This is a genomic window from Nocardioides nitrophenolicus (assembly GCF_016907515.1).
Lineage (GTDB): Bacteria > Actinomycetota > Actinomycetes > Propionibacteriales > Nocardioidaceae > Nocardioides > Nocardioides nitrophenolicus.
Map to the genome: position 1 here is coordinate 2,638,965 of NZ_JAFBBY010000001.1, position 23,378 is coordinate 2,662,342.

The window sequence follows — 23,378 nt, forward strand, 5'->3', positions numbered from 1 at the left end:
TCAGAGCTTGTCGATCCAGGTGTCGCCGTCGCGATCGTCCCAGGCCGACTTCTCGTCAGAACCGGGACTTCCCTGCTGACCAAGTCGCGACAGCACCCGAAGCGCTTCGTCGTGCGACAGGGCACGCAACGAGTCGACGCGACGCCCAGCCGCTGCCTCGACGGCCCGTTGGCGTTCCGTCATTGACTTCAGACCGCGGGCATCAAGCGCTTTCCGCAGCAGGTCGACCTGCCAGTCAGCTATGGATGTTAGACCGGTCTCATGCGGCGGCGGCATGGCCGACTCGTCGTCACCAAAGAGTGAGAGGTCCTCTGTCACACAGCCGATCCTATGAAGACACCTGCGGCGCTCGCGACGCGCGGGTCATCCCGCAACGCGCAGCCGCGGCGATGGCCCGCACCATGACGGTCAACGCCAGCACGGCAACCTTGATGGCCTCCCAAGGCCAGCATCAGCACTGCCAAGTTGAGCCAACCTGGTCCCCCGTTGGCGACGGCCTCGCCCAGCAGGTGCATCATCACGAGCAAAGTCGTGGCGAGCCCGCTGAGCACGGCGGCCACGCTGCATCGAGGTTCCTGAGCACGGACCTGGCGCACCAACAAGTTGGTCGGCGCGTAGAGCTGAAGGAAGCGGTGTATCGCGGCGACGGCGAAGATTGCGGGTAACGCGAGCACAATCACCATGAGTACCTCCGGAGCGACTTCCTCGGTACGCCGGGCGCTCAGCGGCCGCCAAGGCAGCGCTCGCCCTGAGGAGAACGATCCCGATCCGGAGACTTATCGAGCCGAAATGGTCTGGGCACTCATCGACGGCGAGACGACGGCGCGCTCAACGGGACTGACTGCGTTGGCTCCTCGAAGGTGGAGAGAGCACAACCCAGAAGGCCGGACCCAAGTTCTGGGTCCGGCATCTCCTGAGATATCACACTGGTGGAGCCTATGGTGCGATCCGTCAGGACATCCCGGACACCTCTCTCAAGACATCCCGGACACCTGAACTCACTCCTCGGGAGGTGCATACACGCCCCCTGATACCTGACGGTCCATGTCGAAAGCCCGACTGGTGATCACCGCGGTCGCGATCGAAGGACGAACCGTGACCGAGGTCGCCCAGACCTACCAGGTCTCCCGGTCCTGGATCTACGAGCTCCTGTCCCGCTACCGAACCGAAGGCGACGCCGCCTTCGAACCACGCTCCCGACGCCCGCACACCAGCCCCACTGCGATCGACCAACACACCATCGAACTAATCACCGGCATCCGCAAACAACTCACCCAGTCCGGCCTCGACGCCGGCCCGGACACCATCACCTGGCACCTACGCCACCACCACGACATCACGGTGTCAGCCAGCACCATCGCCCGCACCCTGAACCGACAGAGCCTGGTCCAACCCGAACCGAAGAAACGGCCGAAGTCGTCCTACATCCGATTCGAAGCCGAACAACCGAACGAGACCTGGCAATCCGACTTCACCCACTACCGACTCACCGACGGCACCGACACCGAGATCCTGACCTGGCTCGACGACCACTCCCGCTACGCACTCCACGTCAGCGCTCACCCGCGGATCACAGGCCGGATCGTGCTCGACACCTTCACCCAAACCGCAGGCCAGCACGCCTACCCCGCATCCGTGCTCACCGACAACGGCCTCGTCTACACCACCCGCTTCTCAGGCGGACGCGGCGGACGCAACGGCCTCGAAACCGAGCTACAACGACTCAACATCCTGCAGAAGAACTCCCGGCCCAACCACCCCACCACCTGCGGCAAGGTCGAGCGATTCCAACAGACCATGAAGAACTGGCTCACCGCCCAGCCGAACCAACCCGTCACCATCACCGAACTGCAGACCCTGATCGACGCGTTCACCGCCGCCTACAACCACACCCGACTCCACCGATCCCTCGAGCGCCGCGCCACACCCGCCACCGCATACCAAGCCCGACCGACGGCAGGCCCCACCGCTGACCGCAGCATCGACACCCACCACCGGGTCCTGTCCGACACCGTCGACAAAGACGGGAAGGTCAGCCTGCGCCTGGCCGGCCGCATGCACCACATCGGCATCGGACGCGAACACACCCGAACCCAGGTCCTCAAACTCGTCGACGGACTCCACGTCCGCGTCATCAACGCCGCAACCGGAGAACTCCTCCGCGACCTGACCATGGACACCACCCGCGACTACCAGCCACTCGGCCGACCACGCGGACCCAAACCCAGAAAACCCAGAAGACCGGACCCAAGTTCTGGGTCCGGCCTGTCCGGCATCTCCTGAGAGATCACATGCGTGGAGCCTAGGGGACTCGAACCCCTAACCCCCTGCTTGCAAAGCAGGTGCGCTACCAATTGCGCCAAGGCCCCTCACTCGGGCGCACCCGAGCATGGATTCAGTTCTTGGGAAGCGTGTCGGTGGCCTCGGCCCAGAGCGCCTGCTCGGCCTTGCTCTCCTGGAGCTTCTTGCCGGCGATGACGACGCCGAGCAGGCCCAGGACTGCGAGAAGAATCTTCTTCATGAACCGCTCCTCCTTCGAAGAAGCCCCGGTCCGCGGTGACCGCGGCCGGGGCTTTCCGTGGGCCTAAGAGGACTTGAACCTCTGACCCCCACATTATCAGTGTGGTGCTCTAACCGTCTGAGCTATAGGCCCGGGTGGCCGGCCGCTCTGGGTGGAAGCCCCGCGGCAGCAAGCCGAGGACAGACACTACCGGAGCGGTGGAGCCGGCGACAAAACGGGGCGTCAGGCGTCCTCGGCGAGGGTGATCTCGACGCCGCCGAGGAGGGCGGCGGACATGTTGTAGAGGAAGGCGATGAGGGTGGCCGCCGCCGTGATCAGTACGACGTCGATCGCGGCCACGAGCATCGTGAAGCCGAGGACGCGGCTGGTGCCGACGTAGTCCTCGATCCGGAAGGAGGCGACGTCCTGGCCGCCGATGCCCTCCTGGATCGTGGAGTTGATCGAGTCCCAGACGCCGGCGGCGCCGAGGACCTGCCAGACCATCGCGACCGACACGACGGTGACGACGGCGAAGGCGATGGACAGCAGGAAGGACGTCTTCATCACCGACCAGGGGTCGACCCGGGTGAGACGGAGGCGGGCCCGGCGGGGGGTGCGGCCCCGCGCCGCCGGACCAGGTACGCCGGGTGCCACCGCCGGGGGGACCGGACCGTTGGGCGCCGAGGGCGCACCGGCGGGGCGGCCTGCGGCGGCCGCCGGCCGGACTACCGTGTCCTCGACGCGCTCGGTCATCAGCTCTCACTCTCCCCGTCGGCCTCGGTCGTGCCCTCGGACCCCTCGATTGTGGCATCCGGAGCCTGAACCGGCGATTCCGTCGAGCCCTCACCGGCGCTCACGGCACCCTCAGCCGCACCGTCAGCCGCACCGTCAGCGGCACCCTCGACGGCGCCTTCCTCGGTGCCCTCCTCGTCGGCCTCCTTGGCCTCGACCGAGCGGGCGACGACCGCGACGGCGTCCCCCTTCTTCGGGCTGACGAACTTCACGCCCTGGGTGGCGCGGCCGGTTGGGCGGAAGTCGTCGTTGATGGGGCTGCGGACGACCTGGCCGGACTGGGTGATGGAGAGGATCTCGTCGCCGTCGACGACGATGAAGGCGCCGACGAGGGAGCCGCGCTCCTCGTTCTCGAGCTTCATCGCCTTGACGCCGAGGCCGCCGCGGCCCTGGATCTTGTACTCGGAGATCCGGGTGCGCTTGGCGTAGCCCCCGTCGGTGATGGTGAACACGTACTGGATGTTCTCGTCGCTCTCCTCCTGCGCGGCGTCGGCGGCGCGGATCACGGTGAGCGAGAGGACGGCGTCGCCGTCGCGGAACTTCATGCCGGTGACGCCGGAGGTGGCCCGGCCCATCGGGCGCAGCTGGTCGTCGTCGGCGCCGAAGCGGATCGACTGGCCCTTGCGGGAGACCAGCAGGATCGAGTCGTCGCTGCTGACCAGCTCGGCGCCGATCAGCTCGTCGTCGTCGTCGCGGAAGTTGATCGCGATGACGCCGGCCTGGCGCGGGCTGTTGTAGTCGCCGAGGCGGGTCTTCTTGACCAGGCCCTTCTTGGTCGCGAGGACGAGGTACGGCGCCTGCTCGTAGTCGCGGATCGCCAGCACCTGGGCGATCGACTCGTCGGGCTGGAAGGACAGCAGGCCGGCGACGTGGCCGCCCTTGGCGTCGCGGGAGGCCTCGGGCAGGTTGTAGACCTTGGTGCGGTAGACCCGGCCGGCGGTGGTGAAGAACAGCAGCCAGTGGTGGGAGGTGGTCGAGATGAAGTGGTCGACCACGTCGTCGCCGCGCAGCGAGGCGCCGCGCACGCCCTTCCCGCCGCGCTTCTGGGTGCGGTACTGGTCGGCGCGGGTGCGCTTGGCGTAGCCGCCGCGGGTGATCGAGACGACCTGGTCGTCGTCGGGGATCAGGTCCTCCATGGACATGTCGCCGGCGGCCGCGATGATCTGGGTACGCCGGTCGTCGCCGTACTTCTCGACGATCTCGCCGAGCTCGTCGATGACGATCTGCCGCTGGCGGGCGACATTGGCGAGGATGTCCTTGAAGTCGGCGATCTTGAGCTCGATCTCGGCGAGGTCGTCGATGATCCGCTGCCGCTGCAGGGCGGCGAGCCGGCGCAGCTGCATCTCGAGGATCGCGTCGGCCTGGATCTCGTCGACGTCGAGGAGCTCCATCAGGCCCTCGCGGGCCTCGGCCACGTCGGGCGAGCGCCGGATGAGGGCGATCACCTCGTCGAGCATGTCGAGCGCCTTGACCAGGCCACGCAGGATGTGGGCCCGCTTCTCGGCCTCGCGCAGGCGGTACTCGGTACGACGCCGGATGACCTCGATCTGGTGCTCGATCCAGTTGCTGATGAACTGGTCGACCGACAGCGTCCGGGGTACGCCGTCGACCAGGGCCAGCATGTTGGCCGAGAAGTTGGTCTGCAGCTCGGTGTGCTTGAGCAGGTTGTTGAGCACGACCCGCGCGACCGCGTCGCGCTTGAGGACGACGACGATCCGCTGGCCCACGCGCGAGGAGGTCTCGTTGCGGACGTCGCTGATGCCCTGCACCTTGCCGGCGTCGGCGAGCTCGGCGATCTTCACCAGCAGGTTGTCGGGGTTGACCATGTAGGGCAGGTCGGTGATGACCAGCACGGTGCGGCCCGACTTGTCCTCGTCGACCTCGATGATCGCGCGCTGGGTGATCGAGCCGCGGCCGGTGCGGTAGGCCTGCTCGATGCCCTCGCGGCCCACGATGAGCGCGCCGTTGGGGAAGTCGGGGCCCTTGATCCGCTCGATGAGCGCGTCCTGCAGCTCCTCGCGGGTGGCGTCGGGGTGCTCGAGCGCCCAGATGGCGCCGTCGGCGACCTCGCGCAGGTTGTGGGGCGGGATGTTGGTGGCCATGCCGACCGCGATGCCGGCGCTGCCGTTGACCAGCAGGTTGGGGAACCGGGCCGGCAGGATCGTCGGCTCCTCGGTCTTGCCGTCGTAGTTCGGGGTCATGTCGACGGTGTCCTCGTCGATGTCCCGGACCATCTCCATGGCCAGCGGCGCCATCCGGCACTCGGTGTACCGCATCGCGGCGGCCGGGTCGTTGCCCGGCGAGCCGAAGTTGCCCTGCCCGGCGACCAGCGGGTTGCGCATCACCCACGGCTGCGCGAGGCGGACCAGGGTGTCGTAGATCGCCGAGTCGCCGTGGGGGTGGTAGTTACCCATCACGTCGCCGACGACGCGGGCGCACTTGTTGAACCCGCGGTCGGGGCGGTAGCCGCCGTCGTACATGGCGTAGAGGACCCGGCGGTGCACCGGCTTGAGCCCGTCGCGTACGTCGGGCAGCGCCCGGCCGACGATGACCGCCATGGCGTAGTCGATGTAGGAGCGCTTCATCGACTCCTGGAGGTCGACCGGCTGGACCCGGCCGCCGCCGGTGCCGTCGCCGAGGTTGCTCTGCGTCTCAGTCACGATTGCTCTTTCTGGTGTCGTCTATCGAAATCTAGGAACGGAGCTAGAGACCTAGATATCGAGGAATCGGACGTCCTTGGCGTTGCGCTGGATGAAGGAGCGGCGCTGCTCGACGTCCTCGCCCATCAGGATCGAGAAGATCTCGTCGGCCTGCGCCGCGTCCTCGAGGGTGACCTGCAGCAGCACCCGCTGGTCGGGGTCGAGCGTGGTCTCCCACAGCTCGTCGGCGTTCATCTCACCGAGACCCTTGTAGCGCTGGATGGGGGCTTCCTTCGGGAGCTTCTTGCCCTGCTCGAGGCCGTCGCGCATCACCGCGTCGCGCTCGGCGTCGGAGTAGACGTACTCGTGCTCGTGGGGCTTGTTCCACTTGATCCGGTACAGCGGCGGCTGGGCAAGGTAGACGTGGCCGGCGTCGATCAGCGGCCGCATGAAGCGGAACAGCAGGGTCAGCAGCAGCGTGTTGATGTGGTGGCCGTCGACGTCGGCGTCGGCCATCAGCACGATCTTGTGGTAGCGCAGCTTGTCGATGTCGAACTCTTCATGCACGCCCGTGCCGAGCGCGGAGATGATCGCCTGGACCTCCTGGTTGGCCAGGACCTTGTCGATGCGCGCCTTCTCGACGTTGAGGATCTTGCCGCGGATCGGGAGGATCGCCTGGATCCGGTTGTCGCGGCCCATGACCGCCGAGCCGCCCGCCGAGTCGCCCTCGACGATGAAGACCTCGCACTCCTCGGGGCTGCGGGAGGAGCAGTCGCGGAGCTTGCCGGGCAGGCCGCCGCCGCCGAGCAGGCCCTTGCGGTTGCGGGCCAGGTCGCGCGCCTTGCGGGCCGCGATCCGGGCGGTCGCCGCGGCCTGCGCCTTGCGGATGACCTCCTTGCCCTCGTTGGGGTTCTGCTCGAGCCAGGCGCCGAGCTGGTCGTTGACGACCGACTGGACGAAGCCCTTGGCCTCGGTGTTGCCGAGCTTGGCCTTGGTCTGGCCCTCGAACTGGGGGTTGGAGATCTTCAGGCTGATGATCGCGGTGAGACCCTCGCGGATGTCGTCGCCGGTGAGCCGGTCCTCCTTCTTCTTGATCAGCCCCCACTCCTCGCCCCACCGGTTGATCAGGGAGGTGAGCGCGGCGCGGAAGCCCTCCTCGTGGGTGCCGCCCTCGGGGGTGTTGATCGTGTTGGCGAAGGTGTGCACCGACTCGTTGTACGACGACACCTGCCACTGCATGGCGAGCTCGAGGCTCATCGGGTTGGGGACGTCGTCGCCCGTGTCGGCCTCGGCCGCGATGATCGAGCTGACCGTGGTCTTGTTGCGGTTGAGGAAGTCGACGTAGTCGGCCAGGCCGCGCTCGTACTGGAAGACCTGCTCCAGCGCCTTGTGCCCGTCGACGTCGACGGCGTGGACCTCCGAGGCGGAGGTGGCGACGCCGGCGGCCTCGTCGACGGTGCCGTCCTCGACCGCGTCGGCGAGTCCCTCGGCCTTGGGCCGGGCGTCGCGCAGCTCGATGCGCAGGCCCTTGTTGAGGAAGGCCATCTCGCGGAACCGGGTGGAGATCGTCTCGAGGTTGTAGTCGGTGGTCTCGAAGATCTCGGGCGAGGCGGACCAGGTGACGGTCGTGCCGGTGCGCTCGTCGTCCTCGAGGGGACGCACCTGGCGCAGGTCGTAGTCGGGGACGCCGAGGGAGAAGTCCTGCTCCCACAGGTAGCCGCGGTTCTTGATCTCCAGGCGCAGGCTGGTCGAGAGCGCGTTGACCACCGACGAGCCGACGCCGTGGAGGCCACCGGAGACCTTGTAGCCGCCGCCGCCGAACTTGCCGCCGGCGTGGAGCACGGTCAGCGCGAGGGTCGCGGCCGGCAGCTCCTGGCCCGGGGCGGTGTCGGTGGGGATGCCGCGGCCGTTGTCGGACACGCTGACCGAGCCGTCGGCGTTGAGCGTCACCTTGATCGTGTCGCAGTAGCCGGCCAGCGCCTCGTCGACCGCGTTGTCGACGATCTCCCAGATCAGGTGGTGGAGTCCGCGCTCGCCGGTGGAGCCGATGTACATGCCGGGCCGCTTGCGGACCGCCTCGAGGCCTTCGAGGACCTGGATCGCCGAGGCGTCGTAGTCGCCCATCTCGGCGGGGACCTGGGACTCGACCTCGGGGGACTGGTCGTCAGTGGACACGCGGGACCTCATTCACTTGAAGGCATGGCGAAGGCCGAGTCAGGCGTCCCGAGACGCGTTCCCGGCCGATAACCCATTCTAGCCTTCTGAGCGCTTCAGGACACGTGTCGCGGCCCGGTCTGGGGACAACAGCAGGTGAAAACGGGCCGCAGACGGCCCAGAAACGGCGATCGGAGCGCCGAACAGGGGGGGCGATGAGCCCCGGTACGTCGCCGACCGTCCCGATCAGCCGTAGGTGTCGCGCGGCCCGCGGCTGCCCGGGGCCTTGCGGCGGCCGTGCTTCCAGCTCGGCGCGTGCGGCCCGAGCACCTCTACGACGGTGACGGTGCCGTCGCCCAGCTCCTCGTTGAGCCGCCGGACGACGGTCGCCGCCAACAGCTTGAGCTGGGTGGCCCAGGCGGTCGAGTCGGTGCGGACCACGAGGGTGCCGTCGGTCAGCGACTCCGGGGTGCTGTGCGCGCCGATCTCGGGCCCGACGATCTCGGCCCAGCGCGCGAAGACGCCCCGCACCTGGAGGTCGAGCCCCCAGCCGCGGCCGTCGATCAGCCGGCCGATCTCGCTGCCGAGCCCCTGGGGGTCGCGGCCGTCGGGATGGGCGCCGCTCAGCTGCGGCTCGTCGCGGCTGCCGCGGCGCCGGAAGAGGCCGCCGCTCTTGCCGGGGTTGACCCGCGGCAGCCGGCGCGCGGGCGTCGTACTCGACCCGGCGGTGCCGAGCGTCAGCGCCCGCGCCAGGTCGAGCCCGTCGGGACGGTGCTCCTCGGGCTGCTCCTCCTCGGGCTGCTCCGGCTGCTCAGGCACGGGTCACCTCCCCCGCCGCGACGTGGAAGGTCGCCCCCGCCAGCTCCGCGGGTACGTCGGCCGGCACCGCCGCGGTGACCAGCACCTGCTCGGCGCCCGCCACCAGCGACGCGAGCTGCACCCGCCGCTCGGTGTCGAGCTCGGCGAAGACGTCGTCGAGGACCAGGATCGGGTCGTCGCCGTCGGCCCGCAGCAGGTCGTAGGAAGCGAGCCGCAGCGCCAGCGCGAAGGACCACGACTCGCCGTGGCTGGCGTAGCCGCGCACCGGCAGCCGCTGGTCGTCGCCCGGGCCGAGGGTGAGCAGCAGGTCGTCGCGGTGCGGGCCGACCAGGGTCACGCCGCGGCCGATCTCGTCGGCCTGGCGCCGCTCGAGCTCGGCCCGGAAGGCCTCGGGCGTCGGCTCGGACACGGTCGGCTGGTACTCGATCCGGGCGTCGTCGCGCGAGGCGCCGCGCGCCACGGCCTCGTAGGCCTTCCCGACGTAGGGCGCCAGGTCGGCGCTGAGCGCGAGCCGGGCGGCGAGCAGCTCGGTGCCGGTGGCGACCAGGTGGTCGTCCCAGACCGCCAGCGTGGCGAGCGCGGCCTCGCGGCTGGACCCGCGGGCGGCGTACAGCGTCTTCAGCAGGGTGTTGCGCTGCTTGAGCACCCGCTCGTGGTCGGCGATCAGGCCGGCGTAGCGGGGCGTGCGCAGCACCAGCAGGTCGTCGAGGAAGCGCCGCCGGCCGCCGGGGTCGCCCTTGACCAGGGCCAGGTCCTCGGGGCTGAAGACGACGGTGCGCACGATCCCGGCGAGCTCGCGCACCCGCGGCAGCGGCGAGCGGTTGATCCGCGCCCGGTTGGCCTTGCCGGGGTTGAGCTCGACCTCGAGCACGGCGGTGCGGCCCTCGCGGACCACGGCCGCGCGGATGATCGCCTGGTCGGCGCCCGCGCGGATCAGCGGGGCGTCGGTGGCGACCCGGTGGGAGGACAGCCGGGAGAGGTAGTCGACCGCCTCGACCAGGTTGGTCTTGCCCTGACCGTTGCGCCCGACGAAGGCGGTGACGCCCGGTTCGAGCTCGACGTCGACGTCGGCGTAGGACCGGAAGTCGTGCAGGCTCAGCCGTGCGACGTGCACGCCTCCACCTCCCTCGATCCGCTCACGTGACGATTCTCCCCCGAACCCGGCCCCGAAGGGGGTTTCGGCGGCGCCGCAAAACCCTAGGCTGACCCGCATGACGCAACCACCCAACCCTCCCTACGGCGCTCCCGACCCCTACGGCCAGCAGCCGCCGCAGCAGCCCCCCGCCTACGGCTACGGCGCGCCCGGCGGCCAGCCGGGCTACGGCGCCCCCACCGGCGGCCCGTTCTTCATCAACTACCTCGGCCAGGAGCAGGGCCCGATCGAGTTCGGCCAGCTCGCCCAGATGGCGGTCACCGGCCAGCTCAAGGCCGACACCGCGGTCCGTTCGGCCGACAGTCAGCAGTACGTGCTCGCCAAGGACGTGCCCGGGCTGTTCTCCGACAAGGAGTGGGTGATGACGCTGATCTTCACCTGGCTCCTCGGCGGACTCGGCATCGACCGCTTCTACCTGGGCTACACCGGCCTCGGCATCGCCAAGCTGCTCACCTGCGGCGGCCTCGGCATCTGGTCGCTCATCGACGCGATCCTGGTGACCCTGCGCAAGGTGCCGGACGCCCAGGGCCGGCCGCTGCGCTGACCCGCACCATGACCACCACCGACGCGCCGGCGACCCGGCGGCCGACGAGCTCGGAGCTCGTCGCGGCCGCCGGCGTCGTCGCGCTCGGGGTCAGCGCGCTGCTGCCGGTCGACCACATCGAGGACGGGCCGGTCATCTGCCCGTTCCGCCGGCTGACCGGACTGCCCTGTCCCGGCTGCGGCCTGACCCGGTCGTGGACCTATCTCACCCACGGCTGGTGGCAGGACTCCCTGCAGGCCCATCCGTTCGGGCCGCTGCTCGCGCTCGTCGCGGTCCTCCTCGCCGTCGCGGTGGTGCGGGCGCGGGTCCGACGTACCCCACCGCCGTCCCTGGACCGCCTGGTCCGCCACCCGGTCTCGGTCGCCGTGATCGTGGTCTGGCTGGGCTGGGCCGTGGTCCGCGCGGTGCTCGCGCTCTGACGCCTGCTCAGGGCGGGTTGGGAGAGCGGGTCGGTCCTGGGCGCTGCCTGGTCGGGTGCCCGCCGTGCCGGCTCCGCTGCTGGGCACCGCTCCACCGCTGTAACACGTTGTTCGCTGCCCTACCCGACGCCAGACGTCGCGGGAAGGGTGCTGTGCGGGTCGGCTACAGCCGAGGCGGGTCCGGAACAGCGGCGGACAACGTGTTACAGCGCAACCGCCGGACCAGGCCGCGGCCGCGCCGGGACCGGGGCCCAGGCCCCGCGGCCCGGGCCGCCCTGACAGCGGATCGACGCTAGGAGGCGTCCGGGTTGGCCTCGCCACCCGGAGGCGGCTCGGTGTGGACGGCGTGCCCGCCGAACTGGTTGCGCATCGCCGCGATCGCCTTCATCGCCGGGCTGTCCTCCTGGCGCGAGGTGAACCGCGCGAACAGCGAGGAGGCGATGACGTGCATGGGTACGGCGTTGTCGATCGCCGCCTGCACCGTCCAGCGACCCTCGCCGGAGTCGTCGGCGTACCCGCGCAGCTCCTCGAGGTGCTCGTCGGCCTCGATCGCCTCGGTCAGCAGGTCGAGCAGCCAGGACCGGATGACGGTGCCGTGGCGCCAGGACTCGAAGATCGCCGGCACGTTCTCGACGATGTCGACCTTCTCGAGCAGCTCCCAGCCCTCGGCGTAGGCCTGCATCATGGCGTACTCGATGCCGTTGTGGACCATCTTCGCGAAGTGCCCCGCGCCCGGTGTCGGACCGGCGTGGACGGCGCCGCCCTCCTCGGGCTTGAGTGCGTCGAAGGCGGGCTGGACCTTCGCGATGTCGTCGGCCGAGCCGCCGTACATCAGGGCGTAGCCGTTGGCCAGGCCCCACACGCCGCCGGAGACGCCGCAGTCGACGAAGCCGATGCCCTTCTCGGCGAGGGAGGCGGCGTTGATCGCGTCGTCGGTGTACTTGGAGTTGCCGCCGTCGACGACCAGGTCGCCCTCGCCGAGCAGCTCCTTGAGCTCGGCGATGGTCGAGCGGGTCGGGTCCCCGGCCGGGACCATCACCCACACCACCTTCGGCGTGGGCAGCGCCTCGACCATCGCGGCCAGGCTCTCGACGTCGGCGAGGTCCGGGTTGCGGTCGTAGCCGACCACGGTGTGGCCGGCGTCGCGCAGCCGGGTGCGCATGTTGCCGCCCATCTTTCCGAGTCCGACGAGTCCGATGTGCACAGCGGTTCTCCCTCCGGTTGGCGGTGCGGCTGGGTCAGCTGAGCAGGCGACGCGGCATCAGCAGGTAGCGGAACGAGCCGCCGTCCTCGGCCTCGTCCTCGTCGCCGGTGCCGCTGATGACGACGGGCTTCGACGGCTGGGTGAAGGCGAGCTCGACGACGCTCTGGTCGATGGCGGTCAGGCCGTCGAGGAGGAAGGTCGGGTTGAAGCCGGTGACCAGGTCGTCGCCCTGGATCTCGGCGGCCACCGACTCCGAGGCCTGCGCGTCGTCGCCGGAGCCGGCGTCGAGGACCAGCGCCCCGTCGCGGAAGCTGAGCTGGACCGCGGTGTTGCGGTCGGCGACGAGCGAGACCCGCTTGACCGACTCGATCAGCTCCTGGCGGTCGATCTTGGCGACCGTGAGCTTCTCGTTGGGGAACAGGCTGCGCACCTTCGGGAACTCTCCGTCGAGCAGCCGCGTGGTGGTGCGACGTACGCCGCCGGGGCCGGTTCCCTCGAAGCCGATGATGCCGTCGCCGGAGCCCGAGGCGGACAGCGCGATGGTGACCTCGGGGCCCGCGGTCAGCGACTTCGCGGTGTCGCCGAGCACCTTGGCGGGCACCAGGGCGGCGAGGGTGGCGTCGGGGGTGCCGGGGTTCCAGGTGAGCTCACGCTGCGAGAGGCGGAACCGGTCGGTCGCGAGCAGCGCGATCGTGGAGCCCTCGATCTCGAGGCGGACGCCGGTCAGCACCGGGAGCATGTCGTCGCGACCGGCCGCGGTGACGGCCTGGGCGACGGCGTGGGCGAAGGCCTCGCTGGGGACGGTGCCGGTGGCCGCGGGCATCTCGGGGATCGTCGGGTAGTCCTCGACCGGCAGCGTCTGCAGCGAAAACCGCGACGAGCCACAGGTGAGCGAGACCCGGTTGCCGTCGAGGACCAGGTCGACCGGCTTGTTGGGGAGGCTGCGACAGATGTCGGCGAGCAGCCGGCCGCTGACCAGGGCCTTGCCCTCGTCGTTGACCTCGGCCGCGAGCGTGGCCCGCGCGGAGGTCTCGTAGTCGAACGTCGAGAGGACCAGTCCGTCGTTGCCGGCCTCGATGAGCAGTCCCGCGAGCACGGGCGCGCTGGGCCGGACGGGCAGGCTGCGCGCAGCCCAGGCGACGGCGTCGGCGAGGACGTCGCGGTCGACACGGAACTTCACGTCGTCGTACCTCTCACGTGGTTATTGGGAGTTGCATCCTGCCATGGGCCCCCTGAGCGCTGCACGGGGAGGGATGATCCACAGGTCGGAGGTCCGGAGGAGTTCCGGCGATCGAAGTCCGCATGGAGGTACGGAGTGGTCATAGCGGTGGTGGAAACTGTGGAGAACCGACGTTTCCGCAGATGAGCCGCCATCTGGCCGGTGGATGAAGGCTGTGGATGAAATCGGGGATCACACGCTTCGATGTGCACCGAGGAGGTGGTGTGGAGGGCCGTGTAGGCGCCTCCACGGAATCCTCCCCGTGTAGTTCTCACAATTTCCCGGGTTCTGTCCACAGGCTGCTCAGCCCTGGCGGGCCTGCATCTTCACCCTGTTGGTGAGCTCGGAGACCTGGTTGAAGACCGCGCGACGCTCGCCGAGGAGCTGGTTGATCTTCCGCTCGGCGTACATGACGGTGGTGTGGTCGCGGTTGCCGAACTGCGCCCCGATCTTCGGCAGCGAGAGCCCGGTGAGCTCGCGGCACAGGTACATCGCGATCTGCCGGGCCATCACCAGGTGCCGGCCGCGGCTGGGCCCGGTGAGCTCGTCGATCGAGAGCCCGAAGTACGCCGCGGTCTGGGCGATGATCAGCGACGCGGTGATCTCGGGCTCGCCGCCCTCGGGGATGAGGTCCTTGAGCACGATCTCGGCGAGCGTCATGTCGACGTCCTGCCGGTTGAGGTTGGCGAACGCCGTCACCCGGATCAGCGCGCCCTCGAGCTCGCGGATGTTGGTCTGGATCTTCGAGGCGATGAACTCGAGGACGTCGGAGGGCGCGGTGAGTCGGTCCATCGCGGCCTTCTTGCGCAGGATCGCGATCCGGGTCTCGAGGTCGGGCGGCTGGACGTCGGTGATCAGGCCCCACTCGAACCGGTTGCGCAGCCGGTCCTCGAGCGCCTCGAGCCGCTTCGGCGGGCGGTCGGAGGTGAGCACGATCTGCTTGTTGGCGTTGTGGAGGGTGTTGAAGGTGTGGAAGAACTCCTCCTGGGTCTGGGTCTTGCCCTCCAGGAACTGGATGTCGTCGATGAGGAGTACGTCGATGTCGCGGTACTTCCGCTTGAACCGGTCCTGCCGGTCGTCGCGGATCGCGTTGATGAACTCGTTGGTGAACTCCTCGCTCGACACGTAGCGCACCTTGGAGCCCGCGTAGATGGTGCGGACGTAGTGGCCGATCGCGTGGAGCAGGTGGGTCTTGCCGAGGCCGGACTCGCCGTAGACGAGCAGCGGGTTGTAGCTGCGGCCTGGCGCCTCGCTCACCGCGACCGCGGCGGCGTGGGGGAAGCGGTTGGACGAGCCGATGACGAAGGTCTCGAAGGTGTACTTCGGGTTGAGCCGGGACTCGCCGCTGGGCGTGGCCTGCGGCGTGCTCGGAGCGGGCATCCCGCCCAGGTCGGGCGGCTGGGGAGCCGAGTCGACAGGTCGATTTGTCGACATGGCGACTTGTCGATCCTGAGCCTCGCCGACCGCGGCGTCCTCGCGGGGGCGCTCGAAGGTGGGCGCCGGCTCGAAGGAGTCATAGGCCGACGGGGCGTCGTACGCCGGGCCGTCGTCGTACGACGGGGAGGTGGCGGGCTCGTGGCCGAGCTCGTGGCGCAGGGAGCTGTCGACGGTGACGGCGAGCTGGACGTCGTGGCCGAAGCGCTCGGTCAGCGCGTCCTCGAGCTCACCGCGCAGCCGGCCCTCGAGCCGCTTGCGGGTGAAGTCGTCGGGCACCGCGACGATCGCGGTGGTGCCGTGGAGGGTCACCGGCCGACTGGCCTGGAGCCAGGCGCGCTGGTGGGTCTGCAGCTCGCCGACCACGGTCACCCACTCGTGGACGAGGCGTGCGGTGGCGGGGTCGAGCGGAGGAGTGTCCGGGGCGGGGGTGTTGGTCTCGTCCTGGGGCTGATCCGGGTTGCCGGTCACGCCACTCCCTCTCGCTCGTCTGTCAGCCGCGGAGCCGGAAGGCGTCGCCTTCGACGCTGGCTCCACAGGTTTGTCCACAGGTTGTGAACTCTTGCATCATCAGGTTGACAATGCCGAACCGAGGCCGGTCCCGATCCTCCTCGAACGACTGTTTGCGCAGGTCAGCGGCGCTTTCCCGAGAACGAAGGGAGCAACCGTGCGACATTCGTCGGCCGAGGTGGCCGGCACCGGCGGGGAATCCCGGATCCGTCGAACCTAACTGTCCGGTGCCGGTCGATCAACCCGCTATCCACAGGTTTTGACGTCGGGTGCGGAACTGCTCGTCGAGGCCGCTCCGGGCGCCGCCGGTTTGACCCTGGATCCGGCGTCCGCGTACCGTTGATTGGTCAACCGGTGTCGACCGGTGCCGCATGTCCACGACGCCCCGGAATCCACCGGTCATCGTGGCTGCGCGGTGCCGGCCGACGTGCTGTGCGGCTCCCGATCGGAGCTGGCTCCCGGCTGCCGGAAGACCCTTCCCGACATCTGCATCATCCTGAGAGGCCGATCGTGAGCAAGCGGACGTACCAGCCCAACAACCGTCGTCGCCACAAGGTGCACGGTTTCCGACTGCGCATGCGCACCCGCGCCGGTCGCGCCATCCTGGCGAACCGTCGCCGGAAGGGCCGCTCGAGCCTGTCCGTCTGACGGACACCGGCGTGTCCGCCCAGCGGTTCCCGTGGGGCTGACGTGCTCGCTGCCGACCAGCGGCTGACCGAGCCGGACCTGTTCCGGACCGTCAGCCGCAAGGGTCGTCGTGCCGGCTCGCGCACCCTCGTCGCCCACCTGCTGCTCCCCGACGAGCAGCAGGTTGTCGGCATGTCCGGGCGTGACTCGTCGCCGCGTCCGGCCCGGGCGGGCTTCGTGGTCAGCAAGGCCGTCGGGAACGCCGTCGTCCGCAACCGCGTCAAGCGCCGGCTACGACACGCCGTCCGTCCGCTGCTCGCGGGCCTGCCGGCGGGAGCCGTGCTCGTGGTGCGGGCGCAGCCCGCGGCCGCGGCGTCGTCGTACCCGGAACTGGTGGCCGACCTCGCACGTTGTCTGGAGCGCGTGGTCGCCCCCGGTCAGGCGAGCGGGCAGGAGGCGCGATGAAGTGGTTGCTCATCGGCCTGGTGCGCGGCTACCAGCTCCTGGTCAGCCCGTTCCTCGGGCCGACCTGCCGCTACTACCCGTCGTGCTCGGCGTACGCCGTCCAGGCGCTGCAGGTCCATGGCGCCTTCCGCGGCAGCTGGCTGGCGGTACGCCGGCTGCTGCGCTGTCACCCCTGGTCACCCGGCGGCGTCGACCACGTCCCGCCGCGTCGCGGCCACGAGCACGACCACTCCCCCACCCGCGCTGAGCGCGACTCCGAACTCCGCCCGGCGACCGCCGGGCGTCACCCCTTCCAGCAAGGAGCCTGATTCGTGGGCATCATCGGCGACATCGGCCACTTCATCATGGTGCCGCTGTACTACATCATCTCTGCGGTGCTCCTCGGCTGGCACAAGCTGTTCACGGTGCTCGGCCTCGACCCCAAGGGCGGTCTGTCCTGGGCGCTGTCGATCATCGGCCTGACCCTGGTCATCCGAGCGGCCCTGATCCCGCTGTTCGTCAAGCAGATCAAGTCCAGCCGCAACATGCAGCTGCTGCAGCCCAAGGTGAAGGAGCTGCAGAAGAAGTACGGCCACGACCGGCAGAAGCTGGCCGAGGAGACGATGAAGCTGTACAAGGACGCCGGTACCAACCCGTTCGCGTCCTGTCTGCCGATCCTGCTGCAGATGCCGATCTTCTTCGCGCTCTTCCGGCTGCTCTCCCAGGCAGCGAAGGCCGACAAGCCGCACGGCTTCCTCACCAAGGAGAAGGCCCACGAGTTCGGCCACGCCAAGATCTTCGGCCAGCTGCCGATCGACGGGAACTTCTGGGCCTCGCGCACCTGGGGTGACACCCCGCACGCCGGCGTGATGATCGTGGCCGCGATCCTGGTGCTGGCGATGACCGCCACCACCTTCACCACCCAGCGTCAGCTGATGGCCAAGAACATGCCCGCCGAGGCGATGAGCGGCCCGTACGCCCAGCAGCAGAAGATGCTTCTCTACATCCTCCCCGTGGCCTTCGGCCTCGGTGGCATCGCGTTCCCGATCGGCGTTCTCCTCTACTGGACCACCTCCAACCTGTGGACCATGGGCCAGCAGTTCTACGTTATCCGCAACAACCCCGCGCCCGGCACTCCCGCCTTCACGGCCAAGCAGGAGCGCGACAAGGCCAAGGCGGCCCGCCACGGCCACACCGCGACCGACACCATCACCGAGGCCGCCCCCGAGCCGGAGCAGCGGCCCAGCACCCGCCAGCAGCCGAAGCGGCAGAGCCGCTCGCAGCGCAGGACGGGCCCGGCGAACCGGGCCACCCCCCCGAGCAAGCCCGACGGCCAGGCGAAGAGTCAGCCGGCCGAGGGCGACACCACGAACGAGCAGGGAGACGACAAGTGAGCGCCGAGACCGAGACCGAGAACGAGGTCGTGACCGACGAGACCGCGGCGGAGACCGAGCAGGCTCCCGTCGAGGACCTGGCGGACAACGGGGCCGAGGACCAGACCGACGCGCCGGCCGCCGGCGAGGGTGACCGGATCTCCCGCCTGGAGCAGGAGGGCGACATCGCCGCCGACTACCTCGAGGAGCTGCTCGACATAGCCGACCTCGACGGCGACCTCGACATCGACGTGGAGGCCGACCGGGCCGCCGTGTCGATCGTCGGCGCGGACCTGACCCAGCTGGTCGGCCGGGACGGCAAGGTGCTCGAGGCGCTGCAGGAGCTGACCCGGCTGGCGGTCTACCGCGAGACCGGCGAACGCTCGCGGCTGATGCTCGACATCTCCGGCTACCGCGCGGACAAGCGGACCCGGCTGACCCAGCTCGGCACGGAGACCGCCGCCGAGGTGGCCAAGACCGGCGAGCCGGTGTCGCTGGAGCCGATGTCTCCCTTCGAGCGGAAGATCGTGCACGACGCGGTTGCCGCCGCGGGCCTGCGCTCGGAGTCGGCGGGCGTCGAGCCGCGCCGGTACGTCGTGGTCCTGCCGGCCTGATCCGGCCGACTGCCACCTGTCGACGTTTCACGTGAAACACGACGACGACGCCGCACCCCCGGTGTCCCCCGGCCCTGAGGGCCAGGCGGACCCGGGGGTGCTGCGTGCTGCCCTCCCTGCTCCCCCGGCGATCCTGGCGGAGGTCTTCTCCGCCGACCGCCTCGATCTCGTGCTGGCGTACGCCGACCTGCTGGCGACCGATGGTGTCGTCCGCGGCCTGATCGGCCCCCGCGAGACTCCCCGGCTCTGGGAGCGCCACCTGATCAACTGCGGCCTGCTCGCCGCCGCCCTGCCCGCCGACGCGACGGTCGCCGACGTCGGGTCCGGAGCGGGTCTGCCCGGCCTGGTGCTCGCGATCGCGCGTCCCGACGTGCGGGTCACCCTGATCGAGCCGCTGCTGCGGCGCACCACCTTCCTGGAGGAGGCGGTCGAGCGGCTGGGCCTCGACAACGTCACCGTGATCCGGGGCCGTGCCGACGCCGTGCACGGGGTCGCCACCTTCGACGTCGTCACCGCCCGCGCGGTGGCGGCCCTCGACAAGCTCGCGACCTGGTGCATGCCCTTGGTCGCGCCGGAGGGCGCTCTGCTCGCGATGAAGGGCTCCAGCGCGGCCGAGGAGGTCGCCGAGGCGGCCGAGGTGACGCGCCGGCTGGGCTGCGCCCCGGCCGTGGTCGAGGAGTTGGGTGCGGAGCTGGCGGCCGACGGTGCCGTGGAGCCGGTTCGCATCGTCCGTCTGTCGTGGGCCGATCCGGCCCGCGTATCGTTGCCGCTTCGCGGCCAGCGCGATTCTCGGGGATCGCGCGGGAGCTCGTCGCGGCGGAAGAGGAGGAAGTCGTGAGCGACTCGTTGGGTCCCGGTCCCAAGTTTTCCACCGGTCCGGAGACGGTTGCTGAGCGTGAGTCTCCACAGAACGCACCTAGTTATCCACAGGCACACTCGGAAGGGACAGTCGTGACCGAGGACCACGTTTCACGTGAAACCGGCTCCACTCCCCCGCAAGACGTTTCACGTGAAACCGCTCAGGCCGCGCCCGCAGCGCCGTTGACCGCGGCTCAGCTCGCCGAGCGGGCGGCCGGCTTCGATGACGACCTCACCCCTCTCGCCCGGGCGGCTCAGGCGACGGTGATGGTCCGTGCCGGCATTCCGCAGGAGCAGCTCAGCCGTCCTTCGGAGACCCGGGTGTTCGTGGTCGCCAACCAGAAGGGCGGCGTCGGCAAGACGACCTCCACGGTGAACCTCGCGGCCGCCCTGACCCAGCTCGGCCAGCGCGTCCTGGTCATCGACCTCGACCCGCAGGGCAATGCGTCGACGGCGCTCAACATCGAGCACCGGCAGGGCACGCCCTCGTCGTACGAGCTGCTCGTGGACGGCGTGGCGATCGCCGACATCGCCCAGCCGTGCCCCGACGCGTCCGGCCTGTGGGTGGTCCCGGCCACGATCGACCTGGCCGGCGCCGAGATCGAGCTGGTCAGCGTGGTGGCCCGCGAGCAGCGGCTCAAGAAGGCGCTCGACGCCCACCCGCGGATCGGCACCGCCGCCGCGGTCGGCGAGGACCGGTTCGACTACGTCTTCATCGACTGCCCGCCCTCGCTCGGCCTGCTGACGCTCAACGCCCTGGTCGCAGGCGCCGAGATGCTCATCCCGATCCAGGCGGAGTACTACGCGCTCGAGGGCCTCGGCCAGCTGCTCGCGACCGTCGACATGGTCCGGGCGCACCTCAACCCCGAGCTCGCCGTGTCGACCATCGTGCTCACGATGTACGACGCCCGCACCCGCCTCGCCGCCGGCGTCGCCTCCGAGGTGCGTGAGCACTTCGGCGACCAGGTGCTCAAGACCGCGATCCCGCGTTCGGTGCGGGTGTCGGAGGCGCCGTCGTACGGACAGACCGTGATGACCTACGATCCGGGCTCACCCGGTGCGCTCAGCTACCTCGAAGCCGCGCGCGAGATCGTCGTCCGAGGGAGCCTGTCGTGAACGCCCAAGCCCCCCGCCGCGGCCTCGGCCGCGGTCTTGGTTCGCTGATCCCGACCGGGCCCACCCCGCCGGTATCGGCTCCGGCCGCGGAGCCGGATGTCAACCAGAACGCCCAGGATGCGGACTTTGCCGCTGGAGCGACTTCCAGCGCTTCCGTGGACCCTAGGCCCACCGGCTCCGGGAACGGCGCTCAGATCGCGGATTCGGCTCTGCAGCCCGTCGACGGTGCCTACTTCGCCGAACTGCCGGTCGACGCCATCTCGCCCAATGCGGTCAACCCGCGGACCGTCTTCGACGAGGAGGCGATGGCCGAGCTCGTCCACTCGATCAAGGAGATCGGCCTCCTCCAGCCCGTCGTCGTCCGCAAGGCCGGCGCCGAGAGCTACGAGCTGGTCATGGGCGAGCGGCGCTGGCGCGCGACCCGGGCCGCCGGACTCAGCACGATCCCCGCGATCGTGCGCGAGACCGACGACACCGACATGCTGCGCGACGCGCTGCTGGAGAACCTGCACCGCAGCAACCTCAACCCCCTGGAGGAGGCGGCGGCGTACCAGCAGCTGCTCGAGGACTTCTCCTGCACCCACGACGAGCTGGCGCAGCGGATCGGCCGCTCGCGGCCCCAGATCAGCAACACGCTGCGCCTGCTCAAGCTCTCCCCCGCCGTCCAGCGCCGGGTCGCCGCCGGCGTCCTGTCCGCCGGTCATGCGCGCGCCCTGCTGGGCGTCGGCGACGCCGAGCAGCAGGACCGGCTCGCGCAGCGCGTGGTCGCCGAGGGGATCTCGGTCCGCGGCCTCGAGGAGATCGTCGCGGTCGGCGACGGCACCACCGGCACCCCGCCCCGTCCCCGGCGTGCGAAGCCCCAGGCTCCCGGTCTCGGCGAGCTGGCCGAGCGGCTCGGCGACCGGCTGGAGACGCGGGTCAAGATCGACCTCGGCAAGGCCAAGGGCAAGATCGCGATCGAGTTCGCCAACACCGGCGACCTGCAGCGGATCGTCGACCTGATCGACCCGCGCAACCGTAGCGACCGCCCGATCTGACGTTCGCCCGGATCCCGGGCACAGGGCGCGACCACCTCGGTGGTCGCGCCCTGTTTCACGTGGCACCCGGTGACGGCATGGCCCCGACCTCTCGAACTCGGAGCAAATGCCTCTTTGTCGACAAGACGACAGGTCGACATACCGATATATCGCGAAAGAGACACCACATCTGTGAGGCTGTTGTGACCTTCCTGCCGGGCTCGTGTGAGGCTGGGACGCGACGCTGGTCAGGCCGGCGAGATCCGCCGGACTCCCAGCAGAACGGAACCCGATGAACACCACCCGCACCCGCCGTACCGCCGCCCTGGCCGGGGCCCTGGTCCTGTCCTTGGGCGCGCTCGCCGCCTGTGGGGTCGAGGACGACGCACCGGTGAAGGCGCAGCCCGGCGCCGGCTCAGGTACGACGACCGCAACGGACCCGGCCGTCGCGGCCCGGGCCGCGGTGACCTACATCCTGGACTGCGTCGGCGAGCCCGTGGCCAGCCCGGCGTCGGTGACCGTCGCCTGCGCCGACGGCAACCAGAGCCTGACCGACCTCGCGTGGAGCGACTGGGGCGCGGACGAGGCGACGGCGACCGGGAAGCTGGTCGCCAACAACTGCGATCCGAGCTGCGCCGAGGGCACCGACGTGACCGTGCCGGCCAAGGTCGTGGTGTCGGACATCGTGGAGGGCGAGGCGTCGGCGACGTACGGCACGATCACCATCACCGTCGAGGGCACGGTGCCCGACGGGATGCAGGCGACGCAGACCTACCCGCTGGACACGGTGGACCCGGTCGACCCCGAGATGGGTCCCGGTTCCTGAAAGCTCACCACGACCTCGGCGCCGCCGGTCGGTGGATTGGCCATCGTGACGGTGGCGCCGAGGGCGCGGGCCTGGCCCTGCACGATGGTGAGGCCCAGGCCCGTGCCCTTGCCGGTGCTGTGGAACCGGATCGCCCCGGCGGCGAGTACGTCGGCCGGGAAGCCCGCTCCCCCGTCGCGCACGACGACCCGCGGCCCGTCCACGCGCAGGTCGGTCAGCCCGCCACCGTGCAGTTCGGCGTTGGCGACCAGGTTGGTCATGATCCGCTCGACGCGACGGGGGTCGACCAGCACGTCCGTGTCGCGGTCCACGACGGCGCCGGGGACGAGGGAACCCAGCCGGTGCACGGACAGGGAGACCTCCTCGGTGGCGCTGTCCAGACGGGCCACCTCGAGCAGGTCCTCGACCAAGCGGCGCAATCGCGCCACGTGGCCACGGAGGAGGTCGGTGATCTCCCCGGGCGGCAGCAGCTCGCTGGCGCTGAGGAGGGCCGCGACCGGGGTGCGCAGCTCATGGGCGACGTCCGCCGAGAAGGCTTGTTCCACGTGGAACCTTCGCTCCAGGGCGTCGGCCATGTCGTCGACCGCACGGGAGAGCGCGGCCACCTCGTCACGGCCGCCGACCGTGCAGCGCGCCGTACCGCCGTGGCTGATCACCTCGGCAGCCGCCGCGGCCCGTCGCAACCGGCGGCTCAGCCCGGCGCCGACCAGCAGGCCCAGCAGCGCGGTGAGGGGCAACACCGCTCCGGCGGCGACCAGCATCCGCCGTCGTAGCGACGTCCGCGCTGCCCGCACCGGCCCGTCGTCCAGCGTCACGCTCGCGACCCGGTCGGACGACAACCGGCGAGCCGCCCACATCCGGCCGTCGGCGTAGTACGTCGCAGCCCGGTCCTCCCCTGCCGACGGCAAGGAGGCGCGGAGCGGAGCCGGCAAGCGGGCCGGGTCGAGGGACAGGTCGTAGCGCAGCGTCGAGGTCACCTCGAGGACCGCGATGCCGGCGTCCAGCTCCGTCAGTGCCTGGGTCCGCAGCCGGTCCCGGGCGTCCACGGCCGACTGGTGGTCGACCACGACGCCGACGCCCGCCAGGGTCGCCAGCGCGGCTCCCACGACAGCGACGG

24 protein-coding genes and 2 tRNA genes are annotated in these 23,378 nt (G+C 70.1%); 12 read left to right on the top strand and 14 right to left on the bottom strand.

Going from position 1 to position 23,378, the window contains the following annotated elements; genetic code table 11:
* Together JOD66_RS12785 and JOD66_RS12790 are read right to left on the bottom strand one after the other, a co-directional pair.
* Complete coding sequence (locus JOD66_RS12785) at positions 1-318, bottom strand: hypothetical protein (protein WP_204837251.1); 318 nt, start codon at positions 316-318, stop codon at positions 1-3.
* Positions 315-683, bottom strand: a complete 369-nt coding sequence (locus JOD66_RS12790) for a hypothetical protein (RefSeq protein ID WP_204837252.1) — start codon at positions 681-683, stop codon at positions 315-317. Before JOD66_RS12790 ends, JOD66_RS12785 begins: the two co-directional genes overlap by 4 nt.
* A gap of 361 nt (positions 684-1,044) precedes the next feature.
* Between JOD66_RS12790 and JOD66_RS12795 the strand changes: the two genes are divergently transcribed.
* Positions 1,045-2,283, top strand: coding sequence for a DDE-type integrase/transposase/recombinase (locus JOD66_RS12795; protein ID WP_239545221.1), 1,239 nt, complete (start codon positions 1,045-1,047; stop codon positions 2,281-2,283).
* Positions 2,284-2,296: 13 nt separating this feature from the next.
* Here JOD66_RS12795 and JOD66_RS12800 read toward each other — a convergent pair.
* The 8 genes from JOD66_RS12800 to recF form a co-directional block, all read right to left on the bottom strand.
* Positions 2,297-2,369, bottom strand: a tRNA-Ala gene (locus tag JOD66_RS12800).
* A gap of 26 nt (positions 2,370-2,395) precedes the next feature.
* On the bottom strand, positions 2,396-2,521 hold the full coding sequence (locus JOD66_RS28420) for a DLW-39 family protein (protein ID WP_239545223.1): 126 nt from the start codon (positions 2,519-2,521) through the stop codon (positions 2,396-2,398).
* 58 nt (positions 2,522-2,579) lie between these two features.
* Positions 2,580-2,653, bottom strand: a tRNA-Ile gene (locus JOD66_RS12805).
* Positions 2,654-2,743: 90 nt separating this feature from the next.
* Positions 2,744-3,253 (bottom strand): DUF3566 domain-containing protein, encoded by a 510-nt coding sequence (locus JOD66_RS12810; RefSeq protein ID WP_204837253.1) that lies wholly within the window; start codon positions 3,251-3,253, stop codon positions 2,744-2,746.
* On the bottom strand, positions 3,253-5,952 hold the full coding sequence (gene gyrA, locus JOD66_RS12815) for a DNA gyrase subunit A (protein ID WP_204837254.1): 2,700 nt from the start codon (positions 5,950-5,952) through the stop codon (positions 3,253-3,255). The genes JOD66_RS12810 and gyrA overlap by 1 nt, the downstream gene beginning before the upstream one ends.
* Positions 5,953-6,003: 51 nt before the next feature.
* Entirely contained in the window at positions 6,004-8,055 is a 2,052-nt protein-coding gene (gene gyrB / locus JOD66_RS12820) for a DNA topoisomerase (ATP-hydrolyzing) subunit B (protein WP_239546206.1), read from the bottom strand.
* A 276-nt stretch (positions 8,056-8,331) separates the two neighbouring features.
* Positions 8,332-8,904 (bottom strand): DciA family protein, encoded by a 573-nt coding sequence (locus tag JOD66_RS28425; protein WP_204837256.1) that lies wholly within the window; start codon positions 8,902-8,904, stop codon positions 8,332-8,334.
* Positions 8,897-10,018 (bottom strand): DNA replication/repair protein RecF, encoded by a 1,122-nt coding sequence (gene recF, locus JOD66_RS12830; RefSeq protein ID WP_204837257.1) that lies wholly within the window; start codon positions 10,016-10,018, stop codon positions 8,897-8,899. Before recF ends, JOD66_RS28425 begins: the two co-directional genes overlap by 8 nt.
* Positions 10,019-10,115: 97 nt before the next feature.
* Between recF and JOD66_RS12835 the strand changes: the two genes are divergently transcribed.
* Positions 10,116-10,601, top strand: a complete 486-nt coding sequence (locus JOD66_RS12835) for an NINE protein (RefSeq protein ID WP_204837258.1) — start codon at positions 10,116-10,118, stop codon at positions 10,599-10,601.
* Positions 10,602-10,609: 8 nt separating this feature from the next.
* A complete protein-coding gene (locus JOD66_RS12840; protein ID WP_204837259.1) occupies positions 10,610-11,020 on the top strand; it encodes a DUF2752 domain-containing protein in 411 nt (136 codons plus the stop codon).
* 292 nt (positions 11,021-11,312) lie between these two features.
* On the opposite strand, the gene gnd is transcribed toward JOD66_RS12840, so the two are convergent.
* The 3 genes from gnd to dnaA form a co-directional block, all read right to left on the bottom strand.
* The gene (gene gnd / locus JOD66_RS12845) at positions 11,313-12,224 is read right to left on the bottom strand and encodes a phosphogluconate dehydrogenase (NAD(+)-dependent, decarboxylating) (protein WP_204837260.1); all 912 of its coding nucleotides are present in this window, start codon (positions 12,222-12,224) and stop codon (positions 11,313-11,315) included.
* 34 nt (positions 12,225-12,258) lie between these two features.
* The gene (gene dnaN / locus JOD66_RS12850; protein ID WP_204837261.1) at positions 12,259-13,404 is read right to left on the bottom strand and encodes a DNA polymerase III subunit beta; all 1,146 of its coding nucleotides are present in this window, start codon (positions 13,402-13,404) and stop codon (positions 12,259-12,261) included.
* 342 nt (positions 13,405-13,746) lie between these two features.
* Entirely contained in the window at positions 13,747-15,249 is a 1,503-nt protein-coding gene (gene dnaA / locus JOD66_RS12855; RefSeq protein WP_205126360.1) for a chromosomal replication initiator protein DnaA, read from the bottom strand.
* 648 nt (positions 15,250-15,897) lie between these two features.
* Here dnaA and rpmH point away from each other — a divergent pair.
* From rpmH to JOD66_RS12900, 9 genes are all read left to right on the top strand, one after another.
* Positions 15,898-16,035 (top strand): 50S ribosomal protein L34, encoded by a 138-nt coding sequence (rpmH, locus tag JOD66_RS12860; RefSeq protein ID WP_075018668.1) that lies wholly within the window; start codon positions 15,898-15,900, stop codon positions 16,033-16,035.
* Between the two features lie 42 nt (positions 16,036-16,077).
* Positions 16,078-16,479, top strand: a complete 402-nt coding sequence (rnpA, locus tag JOD66_RS12865; protein WP_204837262.1) for a ribonuclease P protein component — start codon at positions 16,078-16,080, stop codon at positions 16,477-16,479.
* The gene (gene yidD, locus JOD66_RS12870) at positions 16,476-16,787 is read left to right on the top strand and encodes a membrane protein insertion efficiency factor YidD (protein ID WP_204837263.1); all 312 of its coding nucleotides are present in this window, start codon (positions 16,476-16,478) and stop codon (positions 16,785-16,787) included. The genes rnpA and yidD overlap by 4 nt, the downstream gene beginning before the upstream one ends.
* Positions 16,788-16,823: 36 nt before the next feature.
* Positions 16,824-17,852: a membrane protein insertase YidC gene (gene yidC, locus JOD66_RS12875; protein ID WP_239546213.1), complete on the top strand. Its 1,029-nt coding sequence runs from the start codon at positions 16,824-16,826 to the stop codon at positions 17,850-17,852.
* Positions 17,849-18,445 (top strand): Jag family protein, encoded by a 597-nt coding sequence (locus tag JOD66_RS12880; protein ID WP_204837265.1) that lies wholly within the window; start codon positions 17,849-17,851, stop codon positions 18,443-18,445. The genes yidC and JOD66_RS12880 overlap by 4 nt, the downstream gene beginning before the upstream one ends.
* A gap of 31 nt (positions 18,446-18,476) precedes the next feature.
* A complete protein-coding gene (gene rsmG, locus JOD66_RS12885) occupies positions 18,477-19,283 on the top strand; it encodes a 16S rRNA (guanine(527)-N(7))-methyltransferase RsmG (RefSeq protein ID WP_307823484.1) in 807 nt (268 codons plus the stop codon).
* A gap of 203 nt (positions 19,284-19,486) precedes the next feature.
* The gene (locus JOD66_RS12890) at positions 19,487-20,419 is read left to right on the top strand and encodes a ParA family protein (RefSeq protein ID WP_239545225.1); all 933 of its coding nucleotides are present in this window, start codon (positions 19,487-19,489) and stop codon (positions 20,417-20,419) included.
* Between the two features lie 155 nt (positions 20,420-20,574).
* Entirely contained in the window at positions 20,575-21,456 is an 882-nt protein-coding gene (locus tag JOD66_RS12895) for a ParB/RepB/Spo0J family partition protein (protein ID WP_372442561.1), read from the top strand.
* A gap of 271 nt (positions 21,457-21,727) precedes the next feature.
* Positions 21,728-22,261 carry a hypothetical protein gene (locus JOD66_RS12900; protein WP_204837267.1) on the top strand — a complete coding sequence of 178 codons (534 nt, stop codon included), beginning with the start codon at positions 21,728-21,730 and terminating at the stop codon, positions 22,259-22,261.
* Here the strand turns inward: JOD66_RS12900 and JOD66_RS12905 are convergent.
* Positions 22,207-23,367: a sensor histidine kinase gene (locus tag JOD66_RS12905; RefSeq protein WP_204837268.1), complete on the bottom strand. Its 1,161-nt coding sequence runs from the start codon at positions 23,365-23,367 to the stop codon at positions 22,207-22,209. The genes JOD66_RS12900 and JOD66_RS12905 overlap by 55 nt on opposite strands.
* Positions 23,368-23,378: the final 11 nt, after the last annotated feature.

Coding starts and splice junctions, on each gene's coding strand:
- yidC (WP_239546213.1), top strand. CDS start 16,824: ATGGTGCCGCTGTACTACATCATCTCTGCGGTGCTCCTCGGCTGGCAC.
- yidD (WP_204837263.1), top strand. CDS start 16,476: ATGAAGTGGTTGCTCATCGGCCTGGTGCGCGGCTACCAGCTCCTGGTC.
- gyrB (WP_239546206.1), bottom strand. CDS start 8,055: ATGGGCGACTACGACGCCTCGGCGATCCAGGTCCTCGAAGGCCTCGAG.
- JOD66_RS12835 (WP_204837258.1), top strand. CDS start 10,116: ATGACGCAACCACCCAACCCTCCCTACGGCGCTCCCGACCCCTACGGC.
- JOD66_RS12840 (WP_204837259.1), top strand. CDS start 10,610: ATGACCACCACCGACGCGCCGGCGACCCGGCGGCCGACGAGCTCGGAG.
- JOD66_RS12900 (WP_204837267.1), top strand. CDS start 21,728: ATGAACACCACCCGCACCCGCCGTACCGCCGCCCTGGCCGGGGCCCTG.
- JOD66_RS28420 (WP_239545223.1), bottom strand. CDS start 2,521: ATGAAGAAGATTCTTCTCGCAGTCCTGGGCCTGCTCGGCGTCGTCATC.
- JOD66_RS12790 (WP_204837252.1), bottom strand. CDS start 683: ATGGTGATTGTGCTCGCGTTACCCGCAATCTTCGCCGTCGCCGCGATA.
- JOD66_RS12810 (WP_204837253.1), bottom strand. CDS start 3,253: ATGACCGAGCGCGTCGAGGACACGGTAGTCCGGCCGGCGGCCGCCGCA.
- JOD66_RS12795 (WP_239545221.1), top strand. CDS start 1,045: ATGTCGAAAGCCCGACTGGTGATCACCGCGGTCGCGATCGAAGGACGA.